A 25,423-nucleotide genomic window follows, 5' to 3' on the forward strand; every position below is an offset into this window, starting at 1 on the left:
GTTTCTACGCTGCGCCGCGTGATTACTGACCAAGCATCGAAGCCCTCGCTGACCCGCGCCCGCTTCGAACCGGTCCAGCTGGACAAGGTTCCCGAAGTCGGCGCCTTCCTGGAGCGGCTCGGCCTGGGCGGTTTCGACGCGGACACCGTCGTCGCCCACGTCGGCCGCAACGACACCTGGGCCGGTACGACGACCAGCGGGGCGAAGGCGTTCGTCAAGCGGGTCGGTGGTGAACCCCAGGACGTACTGCGGCGATTCAGCCGTATCACCCTCTTCGAGGAAGTCGCCGCGCGCCTCGCGGCCGGCACCGAGCTGCGGGCTCCCGCCTTCCTGGGCGCGGACGAGGAGCACCGGCTCGTCGCCTTCGAGCACCTGGAGGAGGCCCGCTCGGGGTCCGAGCTGTCCGCGGACGACGTCTTCGACGACGCCCTGTGCCGCCGCGCCGGCCGGATTCTCGGGACGCTGCACTCGCTCCCGGTCGAGCCGGGCGTCCTCGACGCCTCCCCGCATCCGCTTCCCGCGATCGAGGACTTCGAGGCCCTCACCCTGCCGGTCTTCGCCTCGTCCTGCTTCGCCGAGATCGAGTCGTGGTCGCTGCTCCAGCGCGACGCCGAACTCCTCGGGGCACTGCGGCGGCTGCGGGAGCGCGAACTGGAGGCCCCGAAGGTGCCGACCCACAGCGACCTGAGGCTGGATCAGTACCTGGTCTGCGACGGGGAGCTGTATCTGACGGACTGGGAGGAGTTCCGCGCCGGCGACGCCGCCCGGGACGTCGGCGGGTTCGTCGGCGAGTGGCTGTACCGGGTGATCCAGGGGATTCCGCAGTCCATCGGCCGCGAGGCCGGCCATGTCTTCGGGCAGGACGCCTCCCACGAGGACATCCTCCGGCACGGCGCGCTGGAGATCGACCGGCTCCGCCCGCGCATCAGCGCGTTCTGGCAGGGGTACCGGGAAACCCGCCCGGCCGCCGACGAGGACTTCGTGCCCCGCGTCGCGGCCTTCGCGGGCTGGCACATGCTCGACCGCATGCTCGCCGGCGCCCGCTACGTCGTCCGGCTGACGGCGGGCGACCGCGCCGCCGCCGGCATCGGGCGCACGGTGCTGATGGCGCCGCACGACTTCACATCCGTACTGGGCCTGGAAGGCACCTCGTGACCACCACCGCAGGGCTCGTCGCCCCCGAAGTCTTTGCAGCTCTGGAACAGGTCGAGGTCACGCCGGGCGGACTGACCGCCCTCGTCGGCGCGGAGAAACTGGCCGCCGAGAGCCCGGGTGACCTGGTCAGACAACTGGGCAGCACCCTGTACCAGACGCTGCACGCCGCCATGCCGGAGCAGAACAAGGCCCGCAAGCGCAGTCTGCGCGACCCGGAGTTCGAGGAGCGGTTCGCCTCCGCGATGCCGCACCGCGGATCGCTGGTCCGGGCCGAACTCCTCGACGCCCGGGTCCGGCCCGGCGAGGGCGTCGTACCGGACACCGTGATCGCCGACCTGGACGGGATCCGCGTACGGGTGCCCACGACAGCCGTCGTGGAAGCGCCGCCCGGCGGATCCGAGGGTCCGGCCCTGCTACGGCTGCCCGCGGCCCGGCCCGCCCTGTCGCCGGGCTTCTTCCTCGCCGACAGCTCTCGCGGACGCTCCCGCGGCCCCCAGGTCCTGCGGCTCTACCTGCACCTCACCGACGCCGAGAGCGCGCCGGACGTCTGGGGCACGGTGCTGACCCGGCTGGAGGAACTGGGCGTGCGCTACCGGGCCAAGGTCACCTCCGGGGCACGGCTCTTCCCGCGCCGCGACGGACTCGTGGTCTATCTCGGCCCCGACGCCTGGTACGCCGTGGACCAAGTGGTCGCCTCCGTCGAGGGCCTGCCGGGGCTGGGCGCCGAGACCTCCCCGTTCGTCCGCCGGCTGGCCGCCGGCGTCGGTGCGGCATGGGAGCCGGACGACCCGCGTCCCGGCAAGCGCGGCCTGAGCTTCGGTGAGCACCGCTGCCAGGCGGTCGCCGAGGCACTGGTCGGGCTCGCCGTGCGCGCCGACGGCGAGGGCTCGCGGGAGGCGGCGATCGCCGAGGCGTTCTTCAACGCCGGGGTGGACCCGCTCATGCCCGCCAGGAACCTGGGTTCCCCCATCGTGCCGGGGATCGCGCCGGTATGAGCCTGGCGCCGGAGGAGATCGCGGACCTCGTCGTCCGTGTCATCACGGCCCGCGAATCCGTGCCGGAGGCCGCCCGGCGTGCCGAGGTGCCCGTCCGGTCCGTCGAACTGTGGCGGCAACTGTTCCTCGACGGCGGTCTCCAGGCGCTGGAGGGGGCCGGGCCACGGCGGCCCACGCCGCGGGAGAGCCTCCTGGAGAAGGAGGTCGAGTCGCTGAAAGAGGCCCTCGGAGAAGTGATTCTGGAATTGGACGTCTGGCGGGAACTGCGCCACGTCCGACATCGGTGCACCTGAGAAAAGGCCCCCATCCGACGGATGGGGGTTTTCTTGTGCACCCCCAGCATTCGCGCCGGTTCCGGTGAGCCAGTTGATAGCGGTCACCGAAGAAAAGGCCAGGTCAGGACCTTATCCCGCCTCGGCCGCAATTATTTTGGCCATGGAATCGACTCGGTGCCTGTGATCGAATGAAGTCACTTCGGAAAGGGGAAAACCCCGGACCGGAAATACATCAGATTCCAAGGGAGACAGCATGAACACCGCTGAGCAGCTCATCGCCGGTTACGCCGCGTACACGAACGCCGAGGAATTCGGTGCCAGCGCCGGTCCGGACGCGCCGGCGATCACCATCACGACCGTGTCCTCCCCGGAGTGCGTCTACTTCTCGCTCAGCGCCGTCTCGGGCTCCATCGCCACCACCAAGTCGTGGGGCTGCTGACCAGCGCTTTCCCGCGCTCCGAGCGGTTCGCGCCAGGACCGGCGCGTCCGCTGTGCACCACCTGTCATGACCAGCTGAAACCCTGTCGAGGAGACATTCATGAACACCGCTGAGCAGCTCATCGCCGGTTACACCGCCTACACCAACGCCGAGGAGTTCGGCGCCGGTGCCACGGCCGAGAACCCGGCCATCACCCCCACCCTCCTCAGCTTCATCGGCGGCTCCAGCGGCGGCTGCGGCGGCGCCGTCAGCGCCATCTCGGGCGCCAGCGTCGCGGGCACGGTGAACTGGGGCTGCTGAACCACCCCGCACTCGAGCGCCGCTGGGCGCCTGTTTCCCCCGCAGGCGTCCGGCGGTGCTTTCGTGTGTCCGCCGTCAGGCCTCGGGCGGCGCGCCCTCGGCTCCCGCGCGGCGGGCGGCTCCCGCGATCTGTTCCAGGGCGGCCAGGTGCGCGGCGAGGGCCCGGCGGCCGGTGAAGGTGAGCGAGAGCCAGGTGCGCGGGCGTTTGCCGAAGTACCCCTTGCGGACGCTCACGTAGCCGGCCTTCTCCAGCGCCGTGACCGTCTTGCTCAGCACGGAGTCGGACACACCGCAGTAGTCGCGCACGGCGCTGAACTCGGCCTCCGCGCAGCCGGACAGGAACGCCGCCACCGTCAGCCGCGTCGGATGGTGGATCTCCTTGTCCAGGGCGGGCGGGACCTGCGGGTCGCTCATGACGCCGTCCGGGTCCGGTCGTGCTGTCGAGGACCCCGCGCCCACATGGCCAGACCCGCGGCGATGCCGAAGGCCACGAAGCCACCGGCCGGTCCCTGGACGAGCCAGCCGAGCAGGCCCAGCGCGAGCGGTGCGGCCGGCAGCACCCAGGACTGCCACGGCGACCTCGCGCCACGCGGGGCGAACCAGGGGGCGACCCCGCCGTGGTGCATGCCCAGCCAGTTCATGCCCAGCAGGCCGACGAGGCAGATCAGGGCCACGGCGACGAGGAGGCCGTTCCACCGGGATCCGGCCAGGGACAGGCCCAGCGCGGCGAATCCTCCCGCGCACAACAGGCCCTGCGCCGCGGGAAGCCAGCCGGGCAGCGCCCGGGGGTGTCCGTCGGCCGCGGCCCGTGCTGCCTCGGAGCCGCGCAGTGCCGCGGCGGCCGTCTCGGGGTCGGGTCGGGTCGCTTCAGCGCCGTTCATGCGGGATGAGCCCTTCGTTGGGGGGTCGATCGCCTGACTACCCTTCCAATGTGGCATCTACTTTCCATCTTGGCAAGTAATTTCCTCAGGCGCTGTTTCCTCAGGCGCAGTCCAAGCGGCCCGGGCCGCCACGCACACGGAAACGCTCGGCCGGGAAACCCCGGCCGAGCGTCGGCGTCGTACGGATCGTGCTGATCAGGCGGCCTGCCTGGCCTCCTTCACCAGCGTCGAGGCGGCGACGAGGCTCAGGCCTGGCAGCGCGTCACGCAGGGCCTTGATGGCGGCGACCTCATGCGTGTGCGGGTCTATGCCCCGCTCCCCGAGGACCCGCGCGACCCAGCGCACCCGCGGATCGGAGCCGGCGAACCCGTCGAGAATGCCCAGCGCGGCCCGCAGCCCGGGCTCATCGGCCGCCGAAGCTCCGGCGAGCGCCTGCCGTACGGCCTCCCGCGCCTCGTCGAGATCGCTCAGCGCGATCAGGTGGGCTTCCTTCTTGCCGAGGCTTCCGAGCATGCTCACATACCTTTCTCTCGCCACTCCCGGTCGCCGCCACGCTACATGCGCCCGCACCACCGACACCGGCGTCATCAACTTTGCCGAGCGCACGAGCGGGCCATTTCGGCCGCGTCGGGACATGTATTCGGCGGCCGGGCACCCCGCCAAATGAAGGGCATTATTTTTTCGGGAAACCCTGTGCTGGAATTTCCTCGAAATCGACCCTTTCCACCACAACGGGGAGCGCAGACCTGGTGGCCGCCGACCGAATTCCCGCACCGCAGGAACGAAGGCTGCGCCTCGGCGCCGACCTCGTGAGCGGGCACCGAACGCACCTCGCGGCCTCCGCGCTGCTCGCCCTGCTGTCGACGGCCTCGACGGTGGCCGTGCCGCTCATGGTCAGGGACCTTGTCGAGGCACTCGCGGAGGACGGCGGGCTGCTCTGGCCGGTGACCCTCATGGTGCTGGTCGCCGTCGGCGGCGCGCTGGCGGCGACCGCCTCCGGATTCCTCCTCGCGCGCATCGGCGAGCAGATGATCCTCCGGCTCAGGGCGCGGGTCATGGACCACACACTGCGCCTCACCCTGCACGAGGTCCGCGCCCAGGGCGAGGGCAACCTCGTCGCGCGCATCACCTCGGACGCGATGATGCTGCGCTCGATCGTCGACATCGGTGCGATCCAGCTTCCGCTGGCCGCGATCACCGTGGTGTTCACCCTGGTCGTGATGAGCGTCCTGGACTGGGTGCTCGTGCTGATCACCATCGGTTCCTTCGCGCTCGCCGGCGCGGCCATCGGCTTCGTCGTCGTGCGCGTACGGCGCAGCGTCATCGCCCAGCAGACGGCCCTCGGTGAGCTGGCCCAGCGGTTCACCGCGATGCTCGCCGCGCTGCCCACCGTCAAAGCCCACCGGGCCGAGAGCCGCGCCGCGGGATCGCTCGGCGAGGATGCGGGCCGGCTGACCGAATCGACGCTCGTCAGTGCGCGGCTTCAGTCGCTGATCGGCCCCGTCATGGGACTCGGCCAGCAGATCGCCCTGGTCAGCATCATCCTCGGCGGCGGTGCCCGGATGGCCGCCGGCGACCTCACCATGCCGGACTTCACGGCGTTCCTGCTCTACCTGCTCCAACTGGTCGCCCCCGTCGCCTTCGTCGCCTCCGGCATCGGTCAGCTCCAGGCGGGCCTGGCCGCCCGCGCCCGCTTCGACGAACTGCTCGCCCTGCCGCAGGAGACGGACGGCGCGACCGGCGCCGATCCGGAGCCCGACCCGCACGCCCCCGCCGTCGAGTTCGACGACGTGTCCTTCGCCTACGACGGCGAACCGGTCCTGGCCGGGGTCTCCTTCGCGGCACCGCGACGTGGACTCACCGCGCTCGTGGGCCGCTCGGGCGCCGGCAAGTCCACCGTCCTCACCCTCGTCGAGCGCTTCCTGCACGCCGAGTCCGGATCCGTCCGCGTACTCGGCCACGACGTACAGGCCTGGCCGCTGGACCGGCTGCGCAGGCGGGTGGCATACGTCGACCAGGCGTTCACCCTGCTCGAAGGCACCGTCCGCGACAACCTGCGGCTCGGCTGCGACCAGGCGCCCCACGACGAGGCCCTGTGGCAGGCCCTGGAGGCGGTGTCCCTGCGGGAGGCGGTGGAGCAGCTCCCCGAAGGCCTCGACACCGTGCTCGGCCGCGCCACCGACCTCTCCGGCGGTCAGCGCCAGCGCCTCGCCCTGGCCCGGGTGCTGCTCACGGACGCCGACGTCGTCCTCCTGGACGAGCCGACCTCGCAGTTGGACAGCATCAACGAACACCGCCTGCGCGAACTCGTCGACGACCTTGCGCGGTCCCGCTGCGTCATCGTCGTCGCCCACCGCCTGTCCACGGTGCAGCACGCGGACCACGTCCTTGTCATGGAGTCCGGCCGCCGGCTGGATGCGGGCACCCACACCGACCTCATGTCCCGCTGCCCGCACTACGAGGACCTGGTACGCAGCCAGCAGTGGACGACGCAGAGCACCCCACTCCCGGCCCGGGCCCCCGCGTGAGCGACGAAAAGAACCCCTCCGGCCACGCTTTCGCAGGTCGGAGGGGTTCTGCTTGTGGAGCCTAGGGGAGTCGAACCCCTGACATCTGCCATGCAAAGACAGCGCTCTACCAACTGAGCTAAGGCCCCTGGAGGGGACGGCCCGCCGGAAGAACCACGTATCCGGTGGGCGCCGCGACCAGAGTACCGGGTCACCCCCCGTATCTCGCAAAAAGATTGGGGGTCCCGATGGCCGACCACTCTCCGTAAGATGCTCCAGCGTGGTTCGCTACAGCGAACCGCGGTTCTGGGGAAGCGATGGGGAGACGCAATGGACGCCGCACAGCAGGAAGCCACCGCAAGAGCGCGGGAACTGCAGCGGAACTGGTACGGGGAGCCGCTGGGGGCGCTCTTCCGTAAGCTCATAGACGATCTTGGTCTCAACCAGGCTCGTCTGGCGGGGGTACTGGGACTGTCCGCACCGATGCTGTCGCAGCTGATGAGCGGTCAGCGGGCGAAGATCGGCAATCCGGCCGTGGTGCAGCGGGTGCAGCTGCTCCAGGACCTGGCCGGACAGGTCGCGGACGGCAGTGTGAGCGCGGCCGAGGCCACCGAGCGCATGGAGGAGATCAAGAAGTCGCAGGGGGGCTCGGTGCTCAGCAACTCCACGCAGACGACGAGCAGTTCGGGGGCGCCCACGGTGAAGCGGGTGGTCCGCGAGATCCAGTCGTTGCTGCGCTCGGTCGCCGCCGCCGGTGACATCATCGACGCCGCGGACACCCTCGCCCCGAGCCATCCGGAGCTGGCGGAGTTCCTGCGGGTGTACGGCGCCGGCCGCACCTCCGACGCGGTGGCGCACTACCAGTCCCACCAGAGCTGACCTGTTCCACCGGAACAGACCCCGTGTCCCGGTCGCCGAGGGGGTTCGGCAGCCGGGAAGACGGACGGGAACACTGCGGCGGGACACAAGGGGGTTGTGTCTCACAGCGCGAGGGGGAGTCGTATCGCTCGTCCTGGGGGAAGCAAGGGGGGTAAGCGGAGGGGGAGGAGCGACGCACAGCCATGGGTGAGGTCTTCGCCGGGCGGTACGAACTGGTCGACCCGATCGGACGCGGAGGTGTGGGCGCGGTATGGCGTGCCTGGGACCACCGCCGCCGCCGGTACGTGGCCGCGAAAGTGCTCCAGCAGAGCGACGCGCACTCCCTGCTGCGCTTCGTTCGTGAGCAGGCCCTCCGGATCGACCATCCGCATGTGCTGGCCCCCGCCAGCTGGGCCGCCGACGACGACAAGGTCCTGTTCACCATGGACCTGGTCGGCGGCGGTTCGCTGGTCCACCTGATCGGCGACTACGGTCCCCTCCCACCGTCCCTCGTGTGCACCCTGCTCGACCAGCTCCTGTCGGGGCTCGCCGCGGTGCACGCGGAGGACGTCGTGCACCGCGACATCAAGCCCGCCAATGTGCTGCTGGAGGCCACCGGCACGGGCCGCCCGCGGCTCAGGCTGTCCGACTTCGGTATCGCGATGCGGCTGGGCGAGCCCCGGCTGACCGAGACCAACCTCGTGGTGGGCACGCCGGGTTATCTCGCGCCCGAGCAGATGCTGGGCGCGGAGCCGGACTTCCCCTCGGACCTGTTCGCCGTAGGGCTGGTGGCGCTGTATCTGCTGGAGGGGGCCAAGCCGGACGCCAAGGCGTTGATCGAGTACTTCGCCGCGCACGGCACTCCGGGGGCGCCCAAGGGGATACCCGAGCCGCTGTGGCAGGTCGTGTCGACGCTGCTTCAGCCGGATCCACTGGCGCGGTTCCGCACGGCGACCGGCGCCCGCAAGGCGCTCGCCGCGGCGGCCGAGCTGCTCCCGGAGCCGGGCCCCGACGATGAGCTGATCGAGATCTTCGACCAACTCGGGCCCCTGCCCAAGGGGTTCGGGCCGAACGGGCCCCTCAAGAAGGCCCCGGGAGTGGAGACCACCCCTCCCCAACCCCAGCAGCTCCAGGAACAGCCCCCACAACCGGAGCACACCCCGTACAACCCCACCCACGTCCTGGCCACCCCCCGCCCGTACGTCCCGCAGTACCCCACGAAGCCCCCGACGCCGACGCCGGTGCCGCAACAGCCCCAGCACCAGCCCCGTCACCAGCCCTCCGAGACTGCCTCTACTGCTTCGTACACCGCTCGGGTCCCGGAGGTTCCCCCTCCGGTCGGTCATCGCACGGCCCGCCGCCGCGCCGCCCGCCGACCGGGACCGCCCGCGAAGATCGCAATCCCGCTACTGCTGCTGGCCCTGGCCTGCTACGCCACGGGATTCTGGGCCCTGGCCCAGCTCTGAAACACAAGCCTGCCCAAGCCCAAGCCCAAGCACAGGCACGGGCACGGGCACAGGCACGGGCACAGAAACCTCAGGACGAGGACACCCTCCGCCGCCCCGCAGCCGTCCACACCCCCAGCACGGCCAGAATCACCGTCCCCCCACCGATCCCGCCCACCGCCACGATCGTCATGGCGGTCTCGTCCTTCTCGCTCCCGTCCCCGGAAGTCCCCGCGCCCGAAGACTCCCCCACACCGACGACCGGCGCGAACACGCCCTGCGGCGTGAACCGCCCGTCATACGCGGGCCCCAGCTCCCCGGACCCCTCCACCCGCACCCGCAGCGTCATCGCGAACGGCCCGTCCCCGAACCGCTCGGCCATCTGCGCGGACAGATGCGCCACCAGGTAGTACGAGCCCCCGAAGCGCATCCCCTTGATCTGGTCGGAGTTCCCGTACCGGTTCTCGTACGCCACCGGCGGCAGCGGTTCGAGGCTCGTGGAGCGCCGACTGCCGTCGTAGTTGAGGTTCACGTCGTCAAGCGGGGCGCGCACCGGATTGTGCAGCGACAGCTCCAGCGCGCCCACCACGATCCGGGAGCCCTCCGCCGTACCGGCCAGCTCGGCGGAGGCGTACACCTGCTGGCCCCAGCCGACGGGCACCTTGTAGAAGACGGTCTGCCCGGGTGTGAGGTCGGAGCGCCAGACGCCGTGGTCGACGGAGACGGCCGAGGCGAACCCCGCGCCGCCGTCACGCCGTACGGCCTCGCCCGTCACGGGCTCGGGGGACTCGGAGTTCCAGGTGCCGGGGGCCTCGGTCGACGCGCTGCCGGCCCGCGGCGGCTCCGAGAACGTCGCGAGTTCCAGGTCCCAGAAGGAATCGGCCGCGGTCGTCGTACCCACCCGCTCGACGACGACGTAATACGCGCCCGCCTGCGCGCAGCGCGTCCGCGCCGTGGACAGTTCGCGCAGGGCGACCGCCGTGATCGGGCGGGCGCTGCTGCCGCCGCCGAAGTTCTCCGTCTCGGAGTTGCACGAGCGCCCGTCGGCGTCCTGCACGGACACCCGGATCCCGTCGGAGGCGGAGAGGTCGGCGTCCGCCGGGGGCACCGCGGTGACGGCGACGTAGGCGTTGGAGGTGGCGTCGAGTTCGAGGCCGTAGTAGACGTCCTCGTTCACCGGGAGCGAGCTGCGGTACGTCCGTCCGGGCTCCAGGGGTGCCGCGTCCGCGGTGCCCGCCACCCCCGAGACGGTGGTCGCGTCCGGAGAGAAGCCATACGGCGTCGGCGTCCCGGCCGCAACCGCAGACGGCACCCCGGCACCGAATACGGCACCGGCCCCCAGCACCGCCACCGCCACGGCCCCGCGGCACACCGCACGCCACCACGCCGTACCCCGCCCCATGACCCGCCCCCTAGTCGTCGTCGCACTCATCCTGCCCACCTCGGCGGAACCGCGCAGCAGCAACACAAAACCCCGACCGCAACCACGGCCGGGGTCTGTTTCAGTTCGGCTTGCAGGTACTCACGAACCCGTGGGCACGGAGTCAGTCGCCTCCGTCCACAGATCCTGCTCGGCGCGATCCGCCTGGATCTGGCGGTACACGAGGAGCCCGCCGATGGCGGCCAGTGCGACCAGGAGAAGCTTCTTCACCGCGCGACCTCGTCTTTCCTTGACGTAGGGGACCTCTGGCGCCCGACTATACACACCGACCGATATCGATCGGTGACCTGTGCTGAGGGCCCCAACTCCCCTCCCGTGGGCCGCAGTAGAACGGACGCCACCGTTCCGATCTGAGGGTGATCACACCCCTACGGACGGTTACTTTGGGCGCTCTTCTCCACTTTCCTCACTCCTTGCACCCATCCGAGTGGTGTTCATCTGAAGATCGACGCGCCGCGGGCGTAGGTCCACCACTTCTCGGCGCCCATACACATCATGAGGAAAGTACGCAAATCCGCCCAACCCGAAAGTGAGGGACCATGGCCCGGAACAAGGTCATGACGCTGTGGACCGCCATCGTCACCGCCTTCCTCGCGCTGTGCACGGCGCTCGGACTCATCACCTCGACCGCCGCCGCGGCGGTACCGCAGACCGAGTCGGCCCGCAACAGCGGCAGCGACAGCGACGGCACCGAGCAGGCCGCGGTGCCCGCGCTGTCCCCCTGGGCCTGGGCGGCCTACGCCAGGTCACTGCCCCCCACGATGAAGCAGCGCATCCGCGCCGAGGCACACGGCAAGACCCCGAGCTGCCGCCACCGCTCGCTGACGGACACGGAAGCCGACACGGAAGCCGCGCCGGACGCCGGTTCGGAAGCCGGACCAGCAGCCGGATCGGAACCCGGATCGGAAGCCCTCGACTGCGGCTCGACCACCATTCCGGCCCAGGCCAAGGCCCCTGCCACGCCCATCCCGCTGCAACGCTGAAGGCACCGGCTCCCTCGGATCCCCTCTTGCAACACCCTTACAACTCCGTTTACGTACACCCCAGTCCATCGTCGTAGCCTGATCCCATGCCTCGCACGCCCGCCGTCCGCGACAGCCGTCGTCATCAGTGGGAGAAGAACCGGGTGCACCACCCCCGGTCCGAGCGGGTCGGCACAGGAGTCACCGAGCACGACACCGGTCTGGACTGCTCCGATCTGGTCTTCCACGCCGCCTACCACCACACGGACGCGACCGAGGAACTCGCCGACGCGTTCGATGTCCCGGTGGGCACCCCGCTCCTCAAGCGCACCTACCGCACCCGCCACGCCTCCGAGAGCGCCCCGTTCTCCCTGGTCACCTCCTATCTCCTCCGCGACCTGATCGCCGCCAACCCCGCGCTGCTGGACCCGGCCAACGAGCCCTGGCCCGGCGGCACTCAGCATCAGCTGCACACGGTCGGCATCGAAGTGGATCGCGTCGAGGAACGGGTGACCGCCCGTCAGCCCACGCCCGTTGAGACAACCGCACTGGAACTTCCGTGCGGCACTCCGGTCCTGGTGCTGCGCAAGACGTCGTACGACGTCCGGGGCCGCGTCGTGGAGGTCGGACGCATCACGCTGCCGGGCGACCGCACGGAGCTGCTGTTCACCACGTGTCTGGAAAGGTGGTGAACGCCGCCGTGCGCCGGCGCCTCAGCATCGTCACCGCGGTTCACGGCCCCTCCGCCCGCTTCCTGCCCGAGGCGTACACCTCCCTGTGCGCGCAGGAGCTGCCGGCGGGCTGGGAGTGGCACTGGGTCGTGCAGGAGGACGGGACGGGCGACGCCGTCGCGCCGTACGTTCCCGACGACGACCGCGTCACCTTCCGGCAGGGGCGGCCCGGCGGTCCCGGGGTCGCCCGCACCATCGCGCTCGCGCACGCGGACGGCCCGTACGTGAAGGTGCTGGACGCCGACGACCGGCTCACCCCGGGGGCGCTCGCCCGGGATCTGGCCGTCCTGGAGAGCGGGCACGGCATCGGGTGGACTACCTCACGGGCGCTTGACCTGCTGCCCGACGGCTCCACGACCGGTTTCCCCGACCCCGACGAGGGTCCCGTCGAGCGGGGCGCGGTGCTCGCCTTCTGGCGGGCCAACGACTTCCGCGCCCAGGTCCACCCGGCCACGCTGTGCGTGCGCCGGGACCTGCTGCTCGCCCTCGGCGGCTGGATGGCGCTGCCCGCCTCCGAGGACACCGGTCTGCTGCTCGCGCTGAACGCGGTGAGCCGCGGCTGGTTCAGCGCCGAGGCCGGTCTGCTCTACCGCAAGTGGACGGGGCAGGCCACCGGCCAGGCCGCGCACGTCGATCCGGCGGAGCGGGCGGCGCGGACGGCGGTGGCGGAGGCGCGGGCACGGATGCTCGCGGCCACGGACTGGACCTACGCGGGCTGACCGCCGCGAACCGGACCTACGCGGGCTGACCTACGCGGGCTGACTGCCGAGGACGATCGCCTGCGACGGGCACAGTTCCGCCGCCTCCCGCACCTCCGGCTCGCTCCCGCTGTCCTCGCGCCCGGCGATGACGGATCCGAACCCGTCCGCCACGGTGAAGACGGACGGCACGCGGTACATGCACTCGCCGGACCCGTAACACAGCTCGGGGTCCACGGAGACCTTCGTCATCTGCACTCCCGTCTCTCCCCAGGTGACTGCCCCGCCCCGAGGCCGTCAATCAGCGGTCGAAGGGCAGATCGAGCATCCGGATGGCGTTGCCGCGCAGCAGCTTGTACGTCACCTCGTCGGACAGCCCCGCCACATGCTCGGCCGCGACCCGCTTGGTGTGCGGCCAGGTCGAGTCGACGTGCGGATAGTCCGTCTCGAAGGTGGCGTTGTCCACCCCCACCGTGTCGATCGCCTCGATGCCGTGCCGGTCCCGGAAGAAGCAGCAGAAGATCTGCCGGTAGTAGTACGTCGACGGCGGCTCCGGGATCAGGTCCTTCACCCCGCCCCAGGCCCGGTGCTCCTCCCAGACGTCGTCGGCACGTTCCAGGGCGTACGGGATCCAGCCCATCTGCCCTTCGCTGTACGCGAGCTTCAGCCGCGGGAACTTCACCAGGACCCCGGAGAAGAGGAAGTCCATCATCGAGGCCATGGCGTTGTTGAAGCTCAGCGAGGCCTGCACGGCGGGCGGCGCGTCCGGGGAAGCTGCCGGCATCTGCGAGGAGGACCCGATGTGCATGTTCACGACCGTGCCGGTCTCCTCGCAGGCCGCGAAGAAGGGGTCCCAGTAGCCGGAGTGGATCGAGGGCAGGCCGAGATAGGTGGGGATCTCGCTGAAGGTCACCGCCCGCACCCCGCGCGCGGCGTTGCGATGGATCTCCGCGACGGCCAGGTCGATGTCCCACAGCGGGATCAGACAGAGCGGGATCAGCCGGCCGCCGCTGTCGCCGCACCACTCCTCGACCATCCAGTCGTTGTAGGCCCGCACACAGGCGAGCCCGACCTCCTTGTCCTTGGCCTCGGCGAAGGTCTGGCCGCAGAAGCGCGGGAAGGTGGGGAAGCAGAGCGAAGCCTCGACATGGTTCATCTCCATGTCCTCAAGGCGGGCCTTGGGGTCCCAGCAGCCCCGCCGCATCTGCTCCCGGGTGATCCCGTCGAGCGTCATCTCGTCCCGGGAGAACCCGACCGCCGCGATGATCCGCTTGTACGGGAAGAACTCGCCCTCGTACTCCCACCAGTCGGTGATCTGGCCGTCCGGGTCGGTGGTGAACCGGTACTTCCCGCCGACGTACTCCAGCTCACCGATCCCGGCGGTGAAGGGTTTGGGCCCTTTGTCCCGGTACTTGGCCGGAAGCCAGGTCTGGAAGAGATGCGCGGGCTCGATCACATGATCGTCCACGCTGATGACCCTGGGCAGTTCCCGGGACGATTCCCCGGCCAGTTCCCTGGTGCCGTGCACGACCTCGGCCACTGCGGCCACCTCCCGGCTCGCATCTGACGGTTCGTCAGAAACGAAGGTACGGGTCGAGGCCGAAAGCGGCAAGCGGGGAAGCCGCGTCGTTCGGCACCGGTCCCTCCCCTCGCGGGGACCGGTGCCAAACGACGCGTCGGTGTCGGTCCCGCGCGATGACGCGGACCGAGGTATCGGAAGGTTCGGAGGTCGGGAAGGGCTCGCGGACGGACGACGGGCGTCCTTCATCGCGGCAGGCGCCGACAACCTCTCCGGACGACGCGCGGTCAACTGGCTACCCGGTGTGATCCTGCCAGTTGGGGCCCGTCCCGAGGAGGTTCCGGTTTTCCGTGAAGGGCTTACGCCCAGGTCAGCCGTATAAAGTGAGTTTTCCGGTCCGGACGTCCAGGTGCGGGGAAAGTAAGGGGTGGAGGCCTTGAGCTCCGACTCAGGGGCACGCACAGCCTTCGCGGAACGCCTTGCCCTGCTGTACCGGGAGGCCGGCAACCCACCCCTCAAGCGGGTGTCCGAAGCGGTCGTCCAGCTCCAGCGGGTGGACGAGCGGGGGCGTCCGGTACGGGTGTCCGCGCAGCGCATCAGCGACTGGCGGCGGGCGAAGAACGTGCCCGCCCACTTCGCCGCCCTGGCCGCCGTCCTGCATGTCCTCGTCCCGCACGCCCGGCGCGCGAGGCCCTCGCCGGTGTCCCCGGGCCTGTACGACATGGTGCAGTGGCAGCTCCTGTGGGAACGGGCGGTGGCGGACCCGGTCGGGGTACCCGAGGAGCCCCCGGCCGAGGCACCGGCCGTCCCGATCGTCTGCCCGTACCGGGGCCTCGCCTCCTACCGCCAGGAGGACGCCCGCTGGTTCTTCGGCCGGGAGCGCAGCACCGCCTCCCTGATCGCCGGGCTACGGGCCGCGGAACGCTCCGGCGGACTGCTGATGCTGGTCGGCGCTTCGGGCGCCGGGAAGTCCTCCCTGCTCAACGCCGGTCTGGTGCCCGCCGTACGGGACGGCGCCCTGGACACCGAGCGGGAGGTGCTCCAGCTGGTCCCCGGTGCCGATCCGGTCGCCGAGCTGACCCGGCGGATCCCCGGACTCGCCGAGGCGGCCGGGGAGCGGGCGGGCACCGAGCGCTTCACCCGGGCCGTGCGCGCGGCCGTCACGGCGTGGGCCGGGCAGACCTCGCCCGCGGGTGGCCGCCCGGTCGTCATCGTCGACCAGTTCGAGGAGACCTTCACCCTCTGCGCCGAGGAGCGCGACCGGCACACCTTCATCCAGCTCCTGCACGCCGCGTCCGCCCCCGAGGAGGACGGCGGCCCGGCCCCCGCCCTGGTCGTCCTCGGCATAAGGGCCGACTTCTACGAACAGTGCCTCGGCTACCCCGAGCTCGCCGACGCCCTCCAGCACCGGCACATGGTCCTCGGCCCGCTGTCCGGCGCCGAGCTGCGCGAGGCGGTGAACGGTCCGGCCAAGGCCGTTGGCCTGGAACTGGAGCCCGGCCTCGCCGAGCTGATCGTCCGCGAGGTCAGCGCCGACGGCCCGCGCGGCGCGCATGACGCCGGGGTGCTGCCCCTGCTCTCCCACGCCCTGCTCGCCACCTGGCAGCGCCGCAAGTCCGGCCGGCTGACCCTGGCCGGCTATCGGGCCGCCGGCGGGATCCAGGGCGCGGTCGCGGCGACCGCCGAGCAGGCCTGGTCCGGTCTTGACCCGGCGGCCCGGACGGCAGCCCGGCTGCTGCTGCTGAGGCTGGTGCGCCTCGGCGAGGACACCCAGGCCACCCGCAGACGCGGCACCCGGCGCCAGCTCGCGGCGGAGTCGACGGACCCCGGCAAGACGGAGGAGTCCCTCGAAGCGCTGGTCCAGGCCCGTCTGGTCACCCTCGACGCGGAGACCGTGGAGATCACCCACGAGGCGCTGCTGCACGCCTGGCCCCGGCTGCGCGAGTGGATCGACGAGGACCGCGGCGGCAACCTGCTGCGCCAGCGCCTGGAGGAGGACGGCCGCGCCTGGGAGGACTCCCACCGCGACTCCGCGCTGCTCTACCGGGGCTCCCGGCTCGACCAGGCGCACACCTGGGCGAAGTCCGCCGGCGACACCTTCCTGACTCGCAGCGCGGTGGAGTTCCTGTCCGCCTCCGTACGGCTGCGCCGGCGCTCCCTGCTGATCAGCCGGGGCGCGGTGTCGGCGCTGGTGGTGCTGGCGCTGGTGGCCGTGGGTTCGGCGGTGGTGGCCTGGCAGCAGCGCAACGACGCCGTGTTCGAACAGGTGGTCGCCGAGGCGGACCGGGTCCAGTACACCGACCCGTCGCTGTCGGCGCAGCTCGACCTGGTGGCGCACCGGCTGCGCCCGGACGACGAGGGCACCGCCAACCGGCTGGTCTCCATCGTGAACGCCCCGCTGGCCACACCGCTCCTCGGCCACACCGGCGCCGTCTACCTGACCTCCTTCAGCCCCGACGGCAAGCTCCTGGCCACCGCCAGCTACGACCGCACGGTCCGCCTGTGGGACGTCAGCGATCCCGGCCGCCCCACACCCCTGGGCAAGCCGCTGTACGGCCATACGAGCTGGGTGAGCAGCGCGGTCTTCAGCCCCGACGGCCGCACCCTCGCCAGCGCCTCGGACGACGGCACGATCCGCCTGTGGGACATCCGCGACCCCCGGCACCCGAAGGCCCTGCGCACGCCCCTGACCGGGCACAGGGCCACGGTCTACCTGATCGCGTTCAGCCCCGACGGCAGCACTCTGGCCTCCGCCGGCGAGGACCGCACGGTCCGCCTGTGGGACGTCGACGGCCCGGACCGCCCGAGGACGATCAGCACCCTGACCGGCGCCGGCGCCGCCGTCCGCTCGGTGGCGTTCAGCCCGGACGGCGAAACCCTGGCCGCGGGCGGCGACGACGACACGATCCGCCTGTGGAACGTCACCGACCCGAGCCGCCCGAAGCCGTACGCCAGGCGCCTGGCCGGGCACACGGACCTGGTGCACTCGGTGGCGTTCAGCCCCGACGGCCGCACCCTCGCCAGCGGCGGCGCCGACGACACCGTACGACTGTGGGACGTCTCCGACCCGGATCGCGGCAGCGCGCTGGGCTCCCCGCTGACCGGCCACACCGGCCCCATCTGGGCGGTGGCGTTCAGCCCCGACGGGGCCACGCTCGCCGCGGCCAGCGCGGACAGCACCGCGAGCCTGTGGAACGTCAGCGATCCGGCCTACCCCTCGCAGGTCGGCGAGCCGCTGGCGGGCAGCAGCGGCGAGATGTACGCGCTGGGCTTCAGTCCGGACGGCCGGACGCTGGCCACCGGCAGCGGCGACAGCAAGGTGCGCCTGTGGTCGGTCCCCACCTCCGACATGTTCGGCCGCAGCGGCGCGTTCCGCCCCGACGGACGGGTCCTCGCCACGGCGGCCCGCGACGGCAGCGTCCGGCTGTGGAACGTCCGCGACCCGCAGCACCCCCAGGCCCTGAACAAGCCGTTCATGCCCGACGACGGCGGCCAGCGCTCCCTGCTCTTCGCGCCCGACGGCCGCACCCTCGCGGTACTGACGGGCAACCGCGCGGTGTACCTGTGGAACGTCTCCGACCCCGCCCACCCGGCCCCGTACGGCCCGCCCCTGGCCCTGCGCACCCGCTTCATGGGCCCCGACGCCCTCGCGTTCAGCCCCGACGGCCGCACCCTCGCCACCGCCTACGACGACCGCACGCTCCGGCTGTGGGACGTCACCGACCCCGCCCGCCCGGCCCCGTACGGCGCCCCGCTCACCGGCCACCGCGGCTACGTCAACGCCCTGCGCTTCTCCGCCGACGGCCGCACCCTCGCCAGCGGCAGCGCGGACGGCACGATCCGCCTGTGGAACACCGCGGACCCCCGCCGTACGAAGTCCCTGGGCGCCGCGCTCAACGCACACGAGGGTCCCGTCAACGTGCTCGCCTACAGCCCCGACGGCCGCACCCTGGCCAGCGGCAGCGACGACGACACGGTCCGCCTGTGGGACGTCACCGACCCGGCCGGGACCCGCGCCCCGGCCGCCACCCTGACCGGTCACACCGAGGCGGTGGTCTCCCTGACGTTCAGCCGGGACGGCCGCACCCTCGCCAGCGGCGGCAACGACAACACGGTCCGCCTGTGGGACGTCACCACGCCCGCCGACGCCGCCCCCATCGGCCAGTCGATGAGCCCCAACGCCAAGACGGGCAACTTCCTGTCCTTCAGCCCCCGAAGCCATCTGCTCGGCGTCTCCAGCGGCACCGACACGGTCCGCCTGTGGGACCTCGACGTCGACCGTGCCGTCCGCCACATCTGCGCCACGACCAGGGGCGTCCTGACCCAGGAGAAGTGGGACGAGTACCTGCCCCGCCTCTCCTACGACCCCCCGTGCGAGCCCTGACGGGAACGTGATCCCGCTCACAACCCCCACCCGGTCCCGAACGCCCGCCTCCCGCCGTTCAACCAGCCTTGTTACTGTTGGACACAGCCCGATCGCTGGTGCATCCCCCGTCGCCAGCGATCGGGCGTTTTCTTGTCTTCCATGTCATCGAGCCACACAAAAGACCCCCGGCCCATGTGGACCGGGGGTCTTTTCGCTGTGGGGCCAACAGGATTTGAACCTGTGGCCTCATCCCGGGCATGAAGAGCCCCAGGCGCATGTGAACCCCCCGCCTGCGAATTCCGCGGCTAGGGGGCTCTCGCTTGTTGGTGGGTTCGGGTCGGGTGTCAGTTGTGTCCGCCAGGGGCGTGGCCTGCGGGGTTCTGGTTCTCGGTGTCCTGCGTCAGGCCGCCACCGGTGCAGGTGGGCTGCTGACCGCCTGGCTGCTGGCCACCGCCGTTGGTGCAGGAGACATCGACAGGTGCGATCTTGGCTTGGGCGACGCTGGCTCCGCCGACCCCGAGTGCGAATGCTGCGGCCGTAGCGGCTATTGCCGCTCCGACCCTCTTCATTGTCATGCTGGTCATAAGGGCTCAGCCTCCGGAGCTTCTCGCTTGCGGCAGAGCGATCCGGACTGTCGCATGCATCAAGATCAGCCTTCTCCGGTTGGCTACGCAATGTCAAGCAATTCGGGTGATTGTGACACAAATTGGCGGACATCACAGTAGATCCGCAGGTGAAAGGGCCCCGCCCGTACGGGAGTTCGAACCCCTTTTCAACCATACGGGCACGTAAGTAACTCCACTCGTACGTAACAAATCGCCTAGTCGCTGCACTCGCGCGCCGACCGCCGTCGGAGCTGAGCAACGCCGGTCCTTCCTCAGCCCCGCGCACGCCACTACGGACCCGCGCTCGCGAACGGCGCCCCCTCCATCCCGGTGTCGGCTGATCCCCCGCCGGAGGCATCGTTCTGACGCGGCTTGCCCGTCCAGGTCTCAACTCAGGGCCATAGCTCGCTGCGGCCCCATGGGCCGACCCCGGCGCCGAAGGTGCAGAGGGGGCTGGACGGAGGCTTCTACGTCTGGGAGGGAGACATTCACCTGGCAGCCGACGAACGGTGCCCCCTGCACGCCACCTGACGCGACCCGGCTGCTGGTGTCAGCCGTTGGTGTCAAAAGGCCCCCGGACCGATGGTCCGGGGGCCTTTTGGCTGGTGGGGCTAACAGGATTTGAACCTGTGGCCTCATCCTTATCAGGGATGCGCTCTAACCAACTGAGCTATAGCCCCGCCGCGCTCTGCGGTGTGTGTCCCGCGCGCTGACTCCTGAAGATTAGCGCACCTGGTGCGCAGTCCCAAAATCGGTTGTCGGGGACCCTCACTCGTCCTCGGCGAGGGTCAGCTCGACGCCGCCCACGAAGCCCGCGGAGAGGTTGTAGATGAACGCGCCGAGGGTGGCGAGCGCCGTCGCGAGGACGACGTCGATGACCGCGATGATCGACGTGAACATCAGGACGTTCGGCAGCGACAGGAAGGACTGGAGGTCAAAGCCGTTGGACTCGTTGGAGCCGGTGGCCTCGGAGATGGTGCCGCCGACCGTCGAGAAGACACCCATGGCGTCCATGACCATCCACAGCACCGCCGACGCGACGATCGTGCAGATGCCGAGCGCGATGGAGAGCAGGAAGCTGACCTTCATCACCGACCACGGGTCGGCCTTCGCCACCCGCAGCCGCGCCTTGCGGGTGCGCGGCGTCGTCCGGGCACCCGTGCGCGGCCTGCGGACCGCACCGGTCGCGCCGGGGGCCTGAGCGGCCGCCGGATAGGCCTGCGGCGGGTGGTAGGGCCCGGAGGAGGGCTGCGGCTGCCGCTCGCCGGGCAGCGGCGATGCCGTCGGCACCGCCTGCGCCGGCTGCTGCCGGTCCGCCGGGGCCGGGCCGGCCGCGTACTGCTGGGCCTGCGGGCCTCGGGTGTCCGTCACAGTTCCCCCCTGGGATCCATGCCTGTCGGGCGAGGGCGAGTCAGTGGTCTGCGCGGCGGAGCCACGGCCGCCGCCGTCCTCGTCCGTACCCGTAGAGGTACCGGCCGATCCGGCGCCCGTGGCTCCGCTCACGTGACTCACTCCTCGTGCTACTCGGCCGAGGGCGCCTCACCCTCGTCCGTGCCGATGACGGCGCCCTCGGCGGATTCGAGGTCGCCCTCGACCTCCTCCGCCTCACGGCCCGCCTCGGCGTTGCGTGCGATACCGACCACGGCATCGCGCTTGCCCAGGTTGATCAGTTGGACGCCCATGGTGTCACGGCCCGTCTCCCTGACCTCGTTGACGCGCGTACGGATCACGCCGCCGCCGAGCGTGATGGCGAGGATCTCATCGGTCTCCTCGACCACCAGCGCACCGACGAGCGATCCACGGTCCTCAACGATCTTGGCGGCCTTGATACCGAGGCCGCCGCGTCCCTGAACGCGGTACTCGTCGACGGGGGTGCGCTTCGCGTACCCACCGTCTGTAGCAGTGAACACGAACGTACCGGGTCGAACAACATTCATCGAGAGCAGCTCGTCGCCCTCGCGGAAACTCATGCCCTTCACACCCGAGGTGGCACGGCCCATCGGACGCAGCGCGTCGTCCGTGGCCGTGAACCTGATCGACTGCGCCTTCTTGCTGATCAGCAGCAGATCGTCCTCGGCCGAGACCAGCTCGGCGCCGATCAGTTCGTCGTCGGAGCCGTCCTCGCGCTCCCGCAGGTTGATCGCGATGACACCGCCGGAGCGCGGCGAATCGTAATCCTTCAACGACGTCTTCTTCACCAGACCGGCCTTCGTGGCGAGCACCAGGTACGGCGCCGCGTCGTAGTCCCGGATGGCGAGGATCTCGGCGATCGCCTCGTCCGGCTGGAAGGCCAGCAGGTTGGCGACGTGCTGGCCGCGCGCGTCCCGGCCGACGTCGGGCAGCTCGTAGGCCTTCGCGCGGTAGACCCGGCCCTTGTTGGTGAAGAACAGCAGCCAGTGGTGGGTGGTGGAGACGAAGAAGTGGTCGACGATGTCGTCTTCCTTCAGCTTCGTGCCGCGTACGCCCTTGCCGCCGCGCTTCTGGGAGCGGTAGTCGTCCGTCTTGGTGCGCTTGACGTAGCCGCCGCGCGTGATGGTGACGACGATGTCCTCTTCGGCGATGAGGTCCTCGATGGACATGTCGCCGTCGAAGGGCACCAGCATCGTCTTGCGGTCGTCGCCGTACTTCTCGACGATCGCGGCCAGTTCCTCGCTGACGATGCCGCGCTGGCGGACCGGGGAGGCGAGGATCTGGTTGTACTCGTTGATCTTCGCCTGGAGTTCGTCGTGCTCCTGGACGATCTTCTGGCGCTCCAGGGCGGCGAGCCGCCGCAGCTGCATCTCCAGGATGGCGTTGGCCTGGATCTCGTCGATCTCCAGGAGCTCCATCAGGCCCGTACGCGCGATGTCGACGGTGTCACTGCGCCGGATCAGCGCGATGACCTCGTCGATGGCGTCCAGGGCCTTCAGCAGACCGCGCAGGATGTGCGCCCGCTCCTCGGCCTTGCGCAGCCGGAAGCGCGTACGGCGGACGATGACCTCGATCTGGTGCGTCACCCAGTGCCGGATGAACGCGTCCAGGCTCAGGGTCCTCGGCACGCCGTCGACCAGGGCCAGCATGTTGGCGCCGAAGTTGGTCTGGAGGTCGGTGTGCTTGTACAGGTTGTTCAGCACGACCTTGGCGACCGCGTCCCGCTTCAGGACGATCACCAGACGCTGGCCGGTACGGCTCGACGTCTCGTCCCGGACGTCCGCGATGCCGCCGACCTTGCCGTCCTTCACCAGGTCGGCGATCTTCTGCGCGAGGTTGTCCGGGTTGACCTGGTACGGCAGTTCGGTGACCACCAGGCACTGCCGGTTCTGGATCTCCTCGACCTCGACGACCGCCCGCATGGTGATCGAGCCGCGGCCCGTGCGGTACGCCTCCTCGATGCCCTTGCGGCCCACGACCAGCGCGCCGGTCGGGAAGTCGGGGCCCTTGATGCGCTCGATGAGGGCGTCCAGCAGTTCCTCGTGCGAGGCCTCCGGGTTCTCCAGGTACCACTGGGCACCCGAGGCGACCTCGCGCAGGTTGTGCGGCGGGATGTTGGTGGCCATGCCGACCGCGATGCCGGCCGAGCCGTTGATCAGCAGGTTCGGGAAGCGGGCCGGCAGGACGGTCGGCTCCTGGGAGCGGCCGTCGTAGTTGTCCGTGAAGTCGACGGTCTCCTCGTCGATGTCACGGACCATCTCCATCGACAGCGGCGCCATCTTGCACTCGGTGTAGCGCATGGCGGCCGCCGGGTCGTTGCCCGGGGAGCCGAAGTTGCCGTTGGAGTCCACCAGCGGCATCCGCATCGACCACGGCTGGGCGAGGCGCACCAGGGCGTCGTAGATCGAGGAGTCGCCGTGCGGGTGGTAGTTGCCCATGACGTCGCCGACCACGCGGGCGCACTTGTAGAAGCCGCGCTCGGGGCGGTAGCCGCCGTCGTACATCGCGTACAGGACGCGGCGGTGGACGGGCTTGAGGCCGTCCCGGACGTCCGGCAGCGCACGCGAGACGATGACGGACATCGCGTAGTCGAGGTACGAACGCTGCATCTCCGTCTCGAGCCCGACGGGCTCGATACGCATCGCGAGTTCGCCGCCCTCTTCAGGGGTGACAGAAGTGTTCTCGTCGGCCATTGCTGGTGAAGATCCTTCCCTGTGCGGTCAGCTGAGACCGACTCAGATGTCGAGGAAGCGGACGTCCTTGGCGTTGCGCTGGATGAACTGGCGGCGGGCTTCGACGTCCTCGCCCATCAGGACCGAGAACAGGTCGTCGGCCTGGGCGGCGTCGTCGAGGGTGACCTGGCCGAGGACGCGGTGCTCCTGGTCCATGGTCGTCACTCGCAGCTCCTCGGCGTTCATCTCGCCGAGACCCTTGAAGCGCTGGATGGAGTCCTCACGGACCCGCTTGCCGCGCTGGCGGCCCATCTCCAGCAGCGCGTCGCGCTCGCGGTCCGAGTAGGCGTACTCGACGTCGTCCCGACCCCACTTGATCTTGTAGAGCGGGGGACGCGACAGGAACACGTGCCCGGCCTCGACCAGCGGCCGCATGAAGCGGAACAGGAAGGTCAGCAGCAGGGTGTTGATGTGCTGACCGTCGACGTCGGCGTCCGCCATCAGGATGATCTTGTGATAGCGGAGCTTCTCGATGTCGAAGTCCTCGTGCACACCCGTGCCGAAGGCCGAGATCAGCGCCTGGATCTCCTGGTTCTGGAGGATCTTGTCGATCCGCGCCTTCTCGACGTTGAGGATCTTGCCCCGAATCGGGAGGATCGCCTGGTACTGCGGGTTGCGGCCGGACTTGGCCGAGCCGCCGGCGGAGTCACCCTCGACGATGAAGATCTCGCACTTGGTGGGGTCGTTGGACTGGCAGTCCGAGAGCTTGCCCGGCAGCGACGCCGACTCCAGCAGGCCCTTGCGCCGGGTCAGGTCCCGCGCCTTGCGGGCCGCCACGCGCGCGGTGGCCGCCTGGATGCCCTTGCGGATGATGTCCGCGGCCTCGTTCGGGTTGCGGTCCAGCCAGTCCGTGAGGTGCTCGTAGACGACCTTCTGCACGAAGGTCTTCACCTCGGTGTTGCCCAGCTTGGTCTTGGTCTGGCCCTCGAACTGCGGCTCGCTCAGCTTCACCGAGATGATCGCGGTCAGACCCTCGCGGATGTCGTCACCCGTGAGGTTGTCGTCCTTCTCGCGCAGCAGCTTCTTGTCGCGCGCGTACTTGTTGATCAGCGACGTCAGCGCGGCGCGGAAGCCCTCTTCGTGGGTACCGCCCTCGTGCGTGTGGATGATGTTGGCGAACGAGTAGACACCCTCGTTGTAGCCGCTGTTCCACTGCATCGCGACCTCGAGGGACAGGAGCTTGTCCTTGTCCTCCGCCTCCAGGTCGATGACCGTGGGGTGCACCACGTCCCCCTTGCGGGAGTTGAGGTACTTCACGAAGTCGACGATGCCGCCCTCGTAGTGGTACGAGACCGTCTTGACCTCGTGCTTCTCGTCCTCGCCCGCCTCGTCCGCACCGGCCGTGGCCTTCGCCGACTCACGCTCGTCGGTGAGGTTGATCCGCAGGCCCTTGTTGAGGAACGCCATCTCCTGGAAGCGCCGCGAGAGCGTCTCGAAGGAGTAGTCGGTGGTCTCGAAGATGTCCGGGTCGGCCCAGAAGGAGACCGAGGTGCCGTGCTCCTCGGTGGCCTCGTGCCGGTCGAGCGGGGCGGTCGGGACACCGAGCTTGTAGTCCTGCGTCCAGCGGTAGCCGTCGGTCTTGACCTCGACGGCGACCTTCGTCGACAGGGCGTTCACCACGGACACGCCGACGCCGTGCAGACCGCCGGAGACCGCGTAGCCGCCGCCGCCGAACTTGCCGCCCGCGTGCAGCACGGTCAGCACGACCTCGACGGCCGGCTTGCCCTCGGACGGCACGATGCCCACCGGGATGCCACGGCCGTTGTCGACGACCCGGACACCGCCGTCGGCGAGGATCGTCACGTCGATCGTGTCAGCGTGCCCGGCCAGCGCCTCGTCGACGGAGTTGTCGACGACCTCCTGCACAAGGTGGTGCAGTCCGCGCTCGCCGGTCGAACCGATGTACATACCGGGTCGCTTGCGAACCGCGTCCAGACCCTCGAGGACGGTGATGGCACTCGCGTCGTACGCCGTGGCGCCTGCCTCGGGTACGCCTGCCACGGCGTCGGTGGACGGGATGTTCTCGTTGGGGTTGCCGGAATCGGCCACGAAGCGCCCTTTCTGGCACAGCACGAGCCAGGCTCGTCGGCAGGTTGCCGGAGCG

Annotated in this window: 22 protein-coding genes and 2 tRNA genes; 12 read left to right on the top strand and 12 right to left on the bottom strand. The window is 70.3% G+C overall.

The features are described 5' to 3' along the window. Positions 1 to 18 precede the first annotated feature (18 nt). The 5 genes from lxmK (at position 19) to BN159_RS22115 (ending at position 3,164) form a co-directional block, all read left to right on the top strand. Entirely contained in the window at positions 19 to 1,155 is a 1,137-nt protein-coding gene (gene lxmK / locus BN159_RS22095) for a class V lanthionine synthetase subunit LxmK (RefSeq protein WP_015659225.1), read from the top strand. Beyond that, a complete protein-coding gene (locus tag BN159_RS22100) occupies positions 1,152 to 2,150 on the top strand; it encodes a T3SS effector HopA1 family protein (RefSeq protein ID WP_015659226.1) in 999 nt (332 codons plus the stop codon). The genes lxmK and BN159_RS22100 overlap by 4 nt, the downstream gene beginning before the upstream one ends. Continuing rightward, complete coding sequence (locus BN159_RS22105) at positions 2,147 to 2,443, top strand: hypothetical protein (RefSeq protein ID WP_015659227.1); 297 nt, start codon at positions 2,147 to 2,149, stop codon at positions 2,441 to 2,443. Before BN159_RS22100 ends, BN159_RS22105 begins: the two co-directional genes overlap by 4 nt. Positions 2,444 to 2,678: 235 nt before the next feature. Further along, a complete protein-coding gene (locus BN159_RS22110) occupies positions 2,679 to 2,864 on the top strand; it encodes an LxmA leader domain family RiPP (protein WP_015659228.1) in 186 nt (61 codons plus the stop codon). A gap of 99 nt (positions 2,865 to 2,963) precedes the next feature. Beyond that, the gene (locus tag BN159_RS22115) at positions 2,964 to 3,164 is read left to right on the top strand and encodes an LxmA leader domain family RiPP (RefSeq protein WP_015659229.1); all 201 of its coding nucleotides are present in this window, start codon (positions 2,964 to 2,966) and stop codon (positions 3,162 to 3,164) included. A gap of 75 nt (positions 3,165 to 3,239) precedes the next feature. Here BN159_RS22115 and BN159_RS22120 read toward each other — a convergent pair whose 3' ends face one another. From BN159_RS22120 to BN159_RS22130, 3 genes are all read right to left on the bottom strand, one after another. Further along, on the bottom strand, positions 3,240 to 3,578 hold the full coding sequence (locus BN159_RS22120) for a transcriptional regulator (RefSeq protein WP_015659230.1): 339 nt from the start codon (positions 3,576 to 3,578) through the stop codon (positions 3,240 to 3,242). Continuing rightward, positions 3,575 to 4,045: a hypothetical protein gene (locus tag BN159_RS22125; RefSeq protein WP_015659231.1), complete on the bottom strand. Its 471-nt coding sequence runs from the start codon at positions 4,043 to 4,045 to the stop codon at positions 3,575 to 3,577. Before BN159_RS22125 ends, BN159_RS22120 begins: the two co-directional genes overlap by 4 nt. 195 nt (positions 4,046 to 4,240) lie before the next feature. Next, entirely contained in the window at positions 4,241 to 4,558 is a 318-nt protein-coding gene (locus tag BN159_RS22130; RefSeq protein WP_015659232.1) for a hypothetical protein, read from the bottom strand. 236 nt (positions 4,559 to 4,794) lie between these two features. On the opposite strand from BN159_RS22130, the gene BN159_RS22135 reads away from it, so the two are divergent. Then, complete coding sequence (locus BN159_RS22135) at positions 4,795 to 6,573, top strand: ABC transporter ATP-binding protein (RefSeq protein WP_015659233.1); 1,779 nt, start codon at positions 4,795 to 4,797, stop codon at positions 6,571 to 6,573. Positions 6,574 to 6,628: 55 nt separating this feature from the next. Here the strand turns inward: BN159_RS22135 and BN159_RS22140 are convergent. After that, positions 6,629 to 6,701: transfer RNA gene (locus BN159_RS22140), tRNA-Ala, on the bottom strand. Between the two features lie 181 nt (positions 6,702 to 6,882). On the opposite strand from BN159_RS22140, the gene BN159_RS22145 reads away from it, so the two are divergent. Beyond that, positions 6,883 to 7,431 (top strand): helix-turn-helix domain-containing protein, encoded by a 549-nt coding sequence (locus BN159_RS22145; protein ID WP_015659234.1) that lies wholly within the window; start codon positions 6,883 to 6,885, stop codon positions 7,429 to 7,431. 182 nt (positions 7,432 to 7,613) lie between these two features. Then, positions 7,614 to 8,876: a serine/threonine-protein kinase gene (locus tag BN159_RS22150; protein ID WP_015659235.1), complete on the top strand. Its 1,263-nt coding sequence runs from the start codon at positions 7,614 to 7,616 to the stop codon at positions 8,874 to 8,876. Between the two features lie 70 nt (positions 8,877 to 8,946). On the opposite strand, the gene BN159_RS22155 is transcribed toward BN159_RS22150, so the two are convergent. Then, the gene (locus BN159_RS22155) at positions 8,947 to 10,287 is read right to left on the bottom strand and encodes a hypothetical protein (protein WP_231905639.1); all 1,341 of its coding nucleotides are present in this window, start codon (positions 10,285 to 10,287) and stop codon (positions 8,947 to 8,949) included. Between the two features lie 90 nt (positions 10,288 to 10,377). Next, positions 10,378 to 10,506 (bottom strand): DLW-39 family protein, encoded by a 129-nt coding sequence (locus tag BN159_RS44125; protein WP_003999697.1) that lies wholly within the window; start codon positions 10,504 to 10,506, stop codon positions 10,378 to 10,380. 329 nt (positions 10,507 to 10,835) lie between these two features. Here BN159_RS44125 and BN159_RS22160 point away from each other — a divergent pair, with 329 nt between their 5' ends. From BN159_RS22160 to BN159_RS22170, 3 genes are all read left to right on the top strand, one after another. Further along, positions 10,836 to 11,279: a DUF6344 domain-containing protein gene (locus BN159_RS22160; RefSeq protein ID WP_015659237.1), complete on the top strand. Its 444-nt coding sequence runs from the start codon at positions 10,836 to 10,838 to the stop codon at positions 11,277 to 11,279. A gap of 86 nt (positions 11,280 to 11,365) precedes the next feature. Continuing rightward, positions 11,366 to 11,950 (top strand): UTRA domain-containing protein, encoded by a 585-nt coding sequence (locus BN159_RS22165; protein WP_015659238.1) that lies wholly within the window; start codon positions 11,366 to 11,368, stop codon positions 11,948 to 11,950. An 8-nt stretch (positions 11,951 to 11,958) separates the two neighbouring features. Beyond that, the gene (locus tag BN159_RS22170; RefSeq protein ID WP_041821688.1) at positions 11,959 to 12,708 is read left to right on the top strand and encodes a glycosyltransferase family 2 protein; all 750 of its coding nucleotides are present in this window, start codon (positions 11,959 to 11,961) and stop codon (positions 12,706 to 12,708) included. A gap of 30 nt (positions 12,709 to 12,738) precedes the next feature. Here the strand turns inward: BN159_RS22170 and BN159_RS22175 are convergent, their stop codons facing one another. After that, positions 12,739 to 12,939, bottom strand: coding sequence for a ferredoxin (locus BN159_RS22175; RefSeq protein ID WP_015659240.1), 201 nt, complete (start codon positions 12,937 to 12,939; stop codon positions 12,739 to 12,741). Positions 12,940 to 12,988: 49 nt separating this feature from the next. Next, complete coding sequence (locus BN159_RS22180) at positions 12,989 to 14,227, bottom strand: amidohydrolase family protein (RefSeq protein WP_015659241.1); 1,239 nt, start codon at positions 14,225 to 14,227, stop codon at positions 12,989 to 12,991. A gap of 406 nt (positions 14,228 to 14,633) precedes the next feature. On the opposite strand from BN159_RS22180, the gene BN159_RS22185 reads away from it, so the two are divergent. Then, complete coding sequence (locus BN159_RS22185; protein WP_015659242.1) at positions 14,634 to 18,590, top strand: WD40 repeat domain-containing protein; 3,957 nt, start codon at positions 14,634 to 14,636, stop codon at positions 18,588 to 18,590. A gap of 1,190 nt (positions 18,591 to 19,780) precedes the next feature. Here BN159_RS22185 and BN159_RS22190 read toward each other — a convergent pair. The 4 genes from BN159_RS22190 to gyrB form a co-directional block, all read right to left on the bottom strand. Next, a tRNA-Ile gene (locus BN159_RS22190) sits at positions 19,781 to 19,857 on the bottom strand. 88 nt (positions 19,858 to 19,945) lie between these two features. Continuing rightward, positions 19,946 to 20,680, bottom strand: a complete 735-nt coding sequence (locus tag BN159_RS22195; protein ID WP_015659244.1) for a DUF3566 domain-containing protein — start codon at positions 20,678 to 20,680, stop codon at positions 19,946 to 19,948. Positions 20,681 to 20,697: 17 nt separating this feature from the next. Next, positions 20,698 to 23,280 carry a DNA gyrase subunit A gene (gyrA, locus tag BN159_RS22200; RefSeq protein ID WP_015659245.1) on the bottom strand — a complete coding sequence of 861 codons (2,583 nt, stop codon included), beginning with the start codon at positions 23,278 to 23,280 and terminating at the stop codon, positions 20,698 to 20,700. 42 nt (positions 23,281 to 23,322) lie between these two features. Beyond that, entirely contained in the window at positions 23,323 to 25,368 is a 2,046-nt protein-coding gene (gene gyrB, locus BN159_RS22205) for a DNA topoisomerase (ATP-hydrolyzing) subunit B (RefSeq protein WP_193384287.1), read from the bottom strand. Between the last annotated feature and the right edge of the window lie 55 nt (positions 25,369 to 25,423).

The sequence above is a fragment of the Streptomyces davaonensis JCM 4913 genome, assembly GCF_000349325.1.
GTDB classification, from domain to species: Bacteria; Actinomycetota; Actinomycetes; order Streptomycetales; family Streptomycetaceae; genus Streptomyces; species Streptomyces davaonensis.

Coding starts and splice junctions, on each gene's coding strand:
- BN159_RS22175 (WP_015659240.1), bottom strand. CDS start 12,939: ATGACGAAGGTCTCCGTGGACCCCGAGCTGTGTTACGGGTCCGGCGAG.
- BN159_RS22105 (WP_015659227.1), top strand. CDS start 2,147: ATGAGCCTGGCGCCGGAGGAGATCGCGGACCTCGTCGTCCGTGTCATC.
- BN159_RS22165 (WP_015659238.1), top strand. CDS start 11,366: ATGCCTCGCACGCCCGCCGTCCGCGACAGCCGTCGTCATCAGTGGGAG.
- BN159_RS22160 (WP_015659237.1), top strand. CDS start 10,836: ATGGCCCGGAACAAGGTCATGACGCTGTGGACCGCCATCGTCACCGCC.
- gyrA (WP_015659245.1), bottom strand. CDS start 23,280: ATGGCCGACGAGAACACTTCTGTCACCCCTGAAGAGGGCGGCGAACTC.
- BN159_RS22155 (WP_231905639.1), bottom strand. CDS start 10,287: ATGAGTGCGACGACGACTAGGGGGCGGGTCATGGGGCGGGGTACGGCG.
- BN159_RS22115 (WP_015659229.1), top strand. CDS start 2,964: ATGAACACCGCTGAGCAGCTCATCGCCGGTTACACCGCCTACACCAAC.
- BN159_RS22120 (WP_015659230.1), bottom strand. CDS start 3,578: ATGAGCGACCCGCAGGTCCCGCCCGCCCTGGACAAGGAGATCCACCAT.
- BN159_RS22150 (WP_015659235.1), top strand. CDS start 7,614: ATGGGTGAGGTCTTCGCCGGGCGGTACGAACTGGTCGACCCGATCGGA.
- BN159_RS22130 (WP_015659232.1), bottom strand. CDS start 4,558: ATGCTCGGAAGCCTCGGCAAGAAGGAAGCCCACCTGATCGCGCTGAGC.
- BN159_RS22145 (WP_015659234.1), top strand. CDS start 6,883: ATGGACGCCGCACAGCAGGAAGCCACCGCAAGAGCGCGGGAACTGCAG.
- BN159_RS22110 (WP_015659228.1), top strand. CDS start 2,679: ATGAACACCGCTGAGCAGCTCATCGCCGGTTACGCCGCGTACACGAAC.
- BN159_RS22125 (WP_015659231.1), bottom strand. CDS start 4,045: ATGAACGGCGCTGAAGCGACCCGACCCGACCCCGAGACGGCCGCCGCG.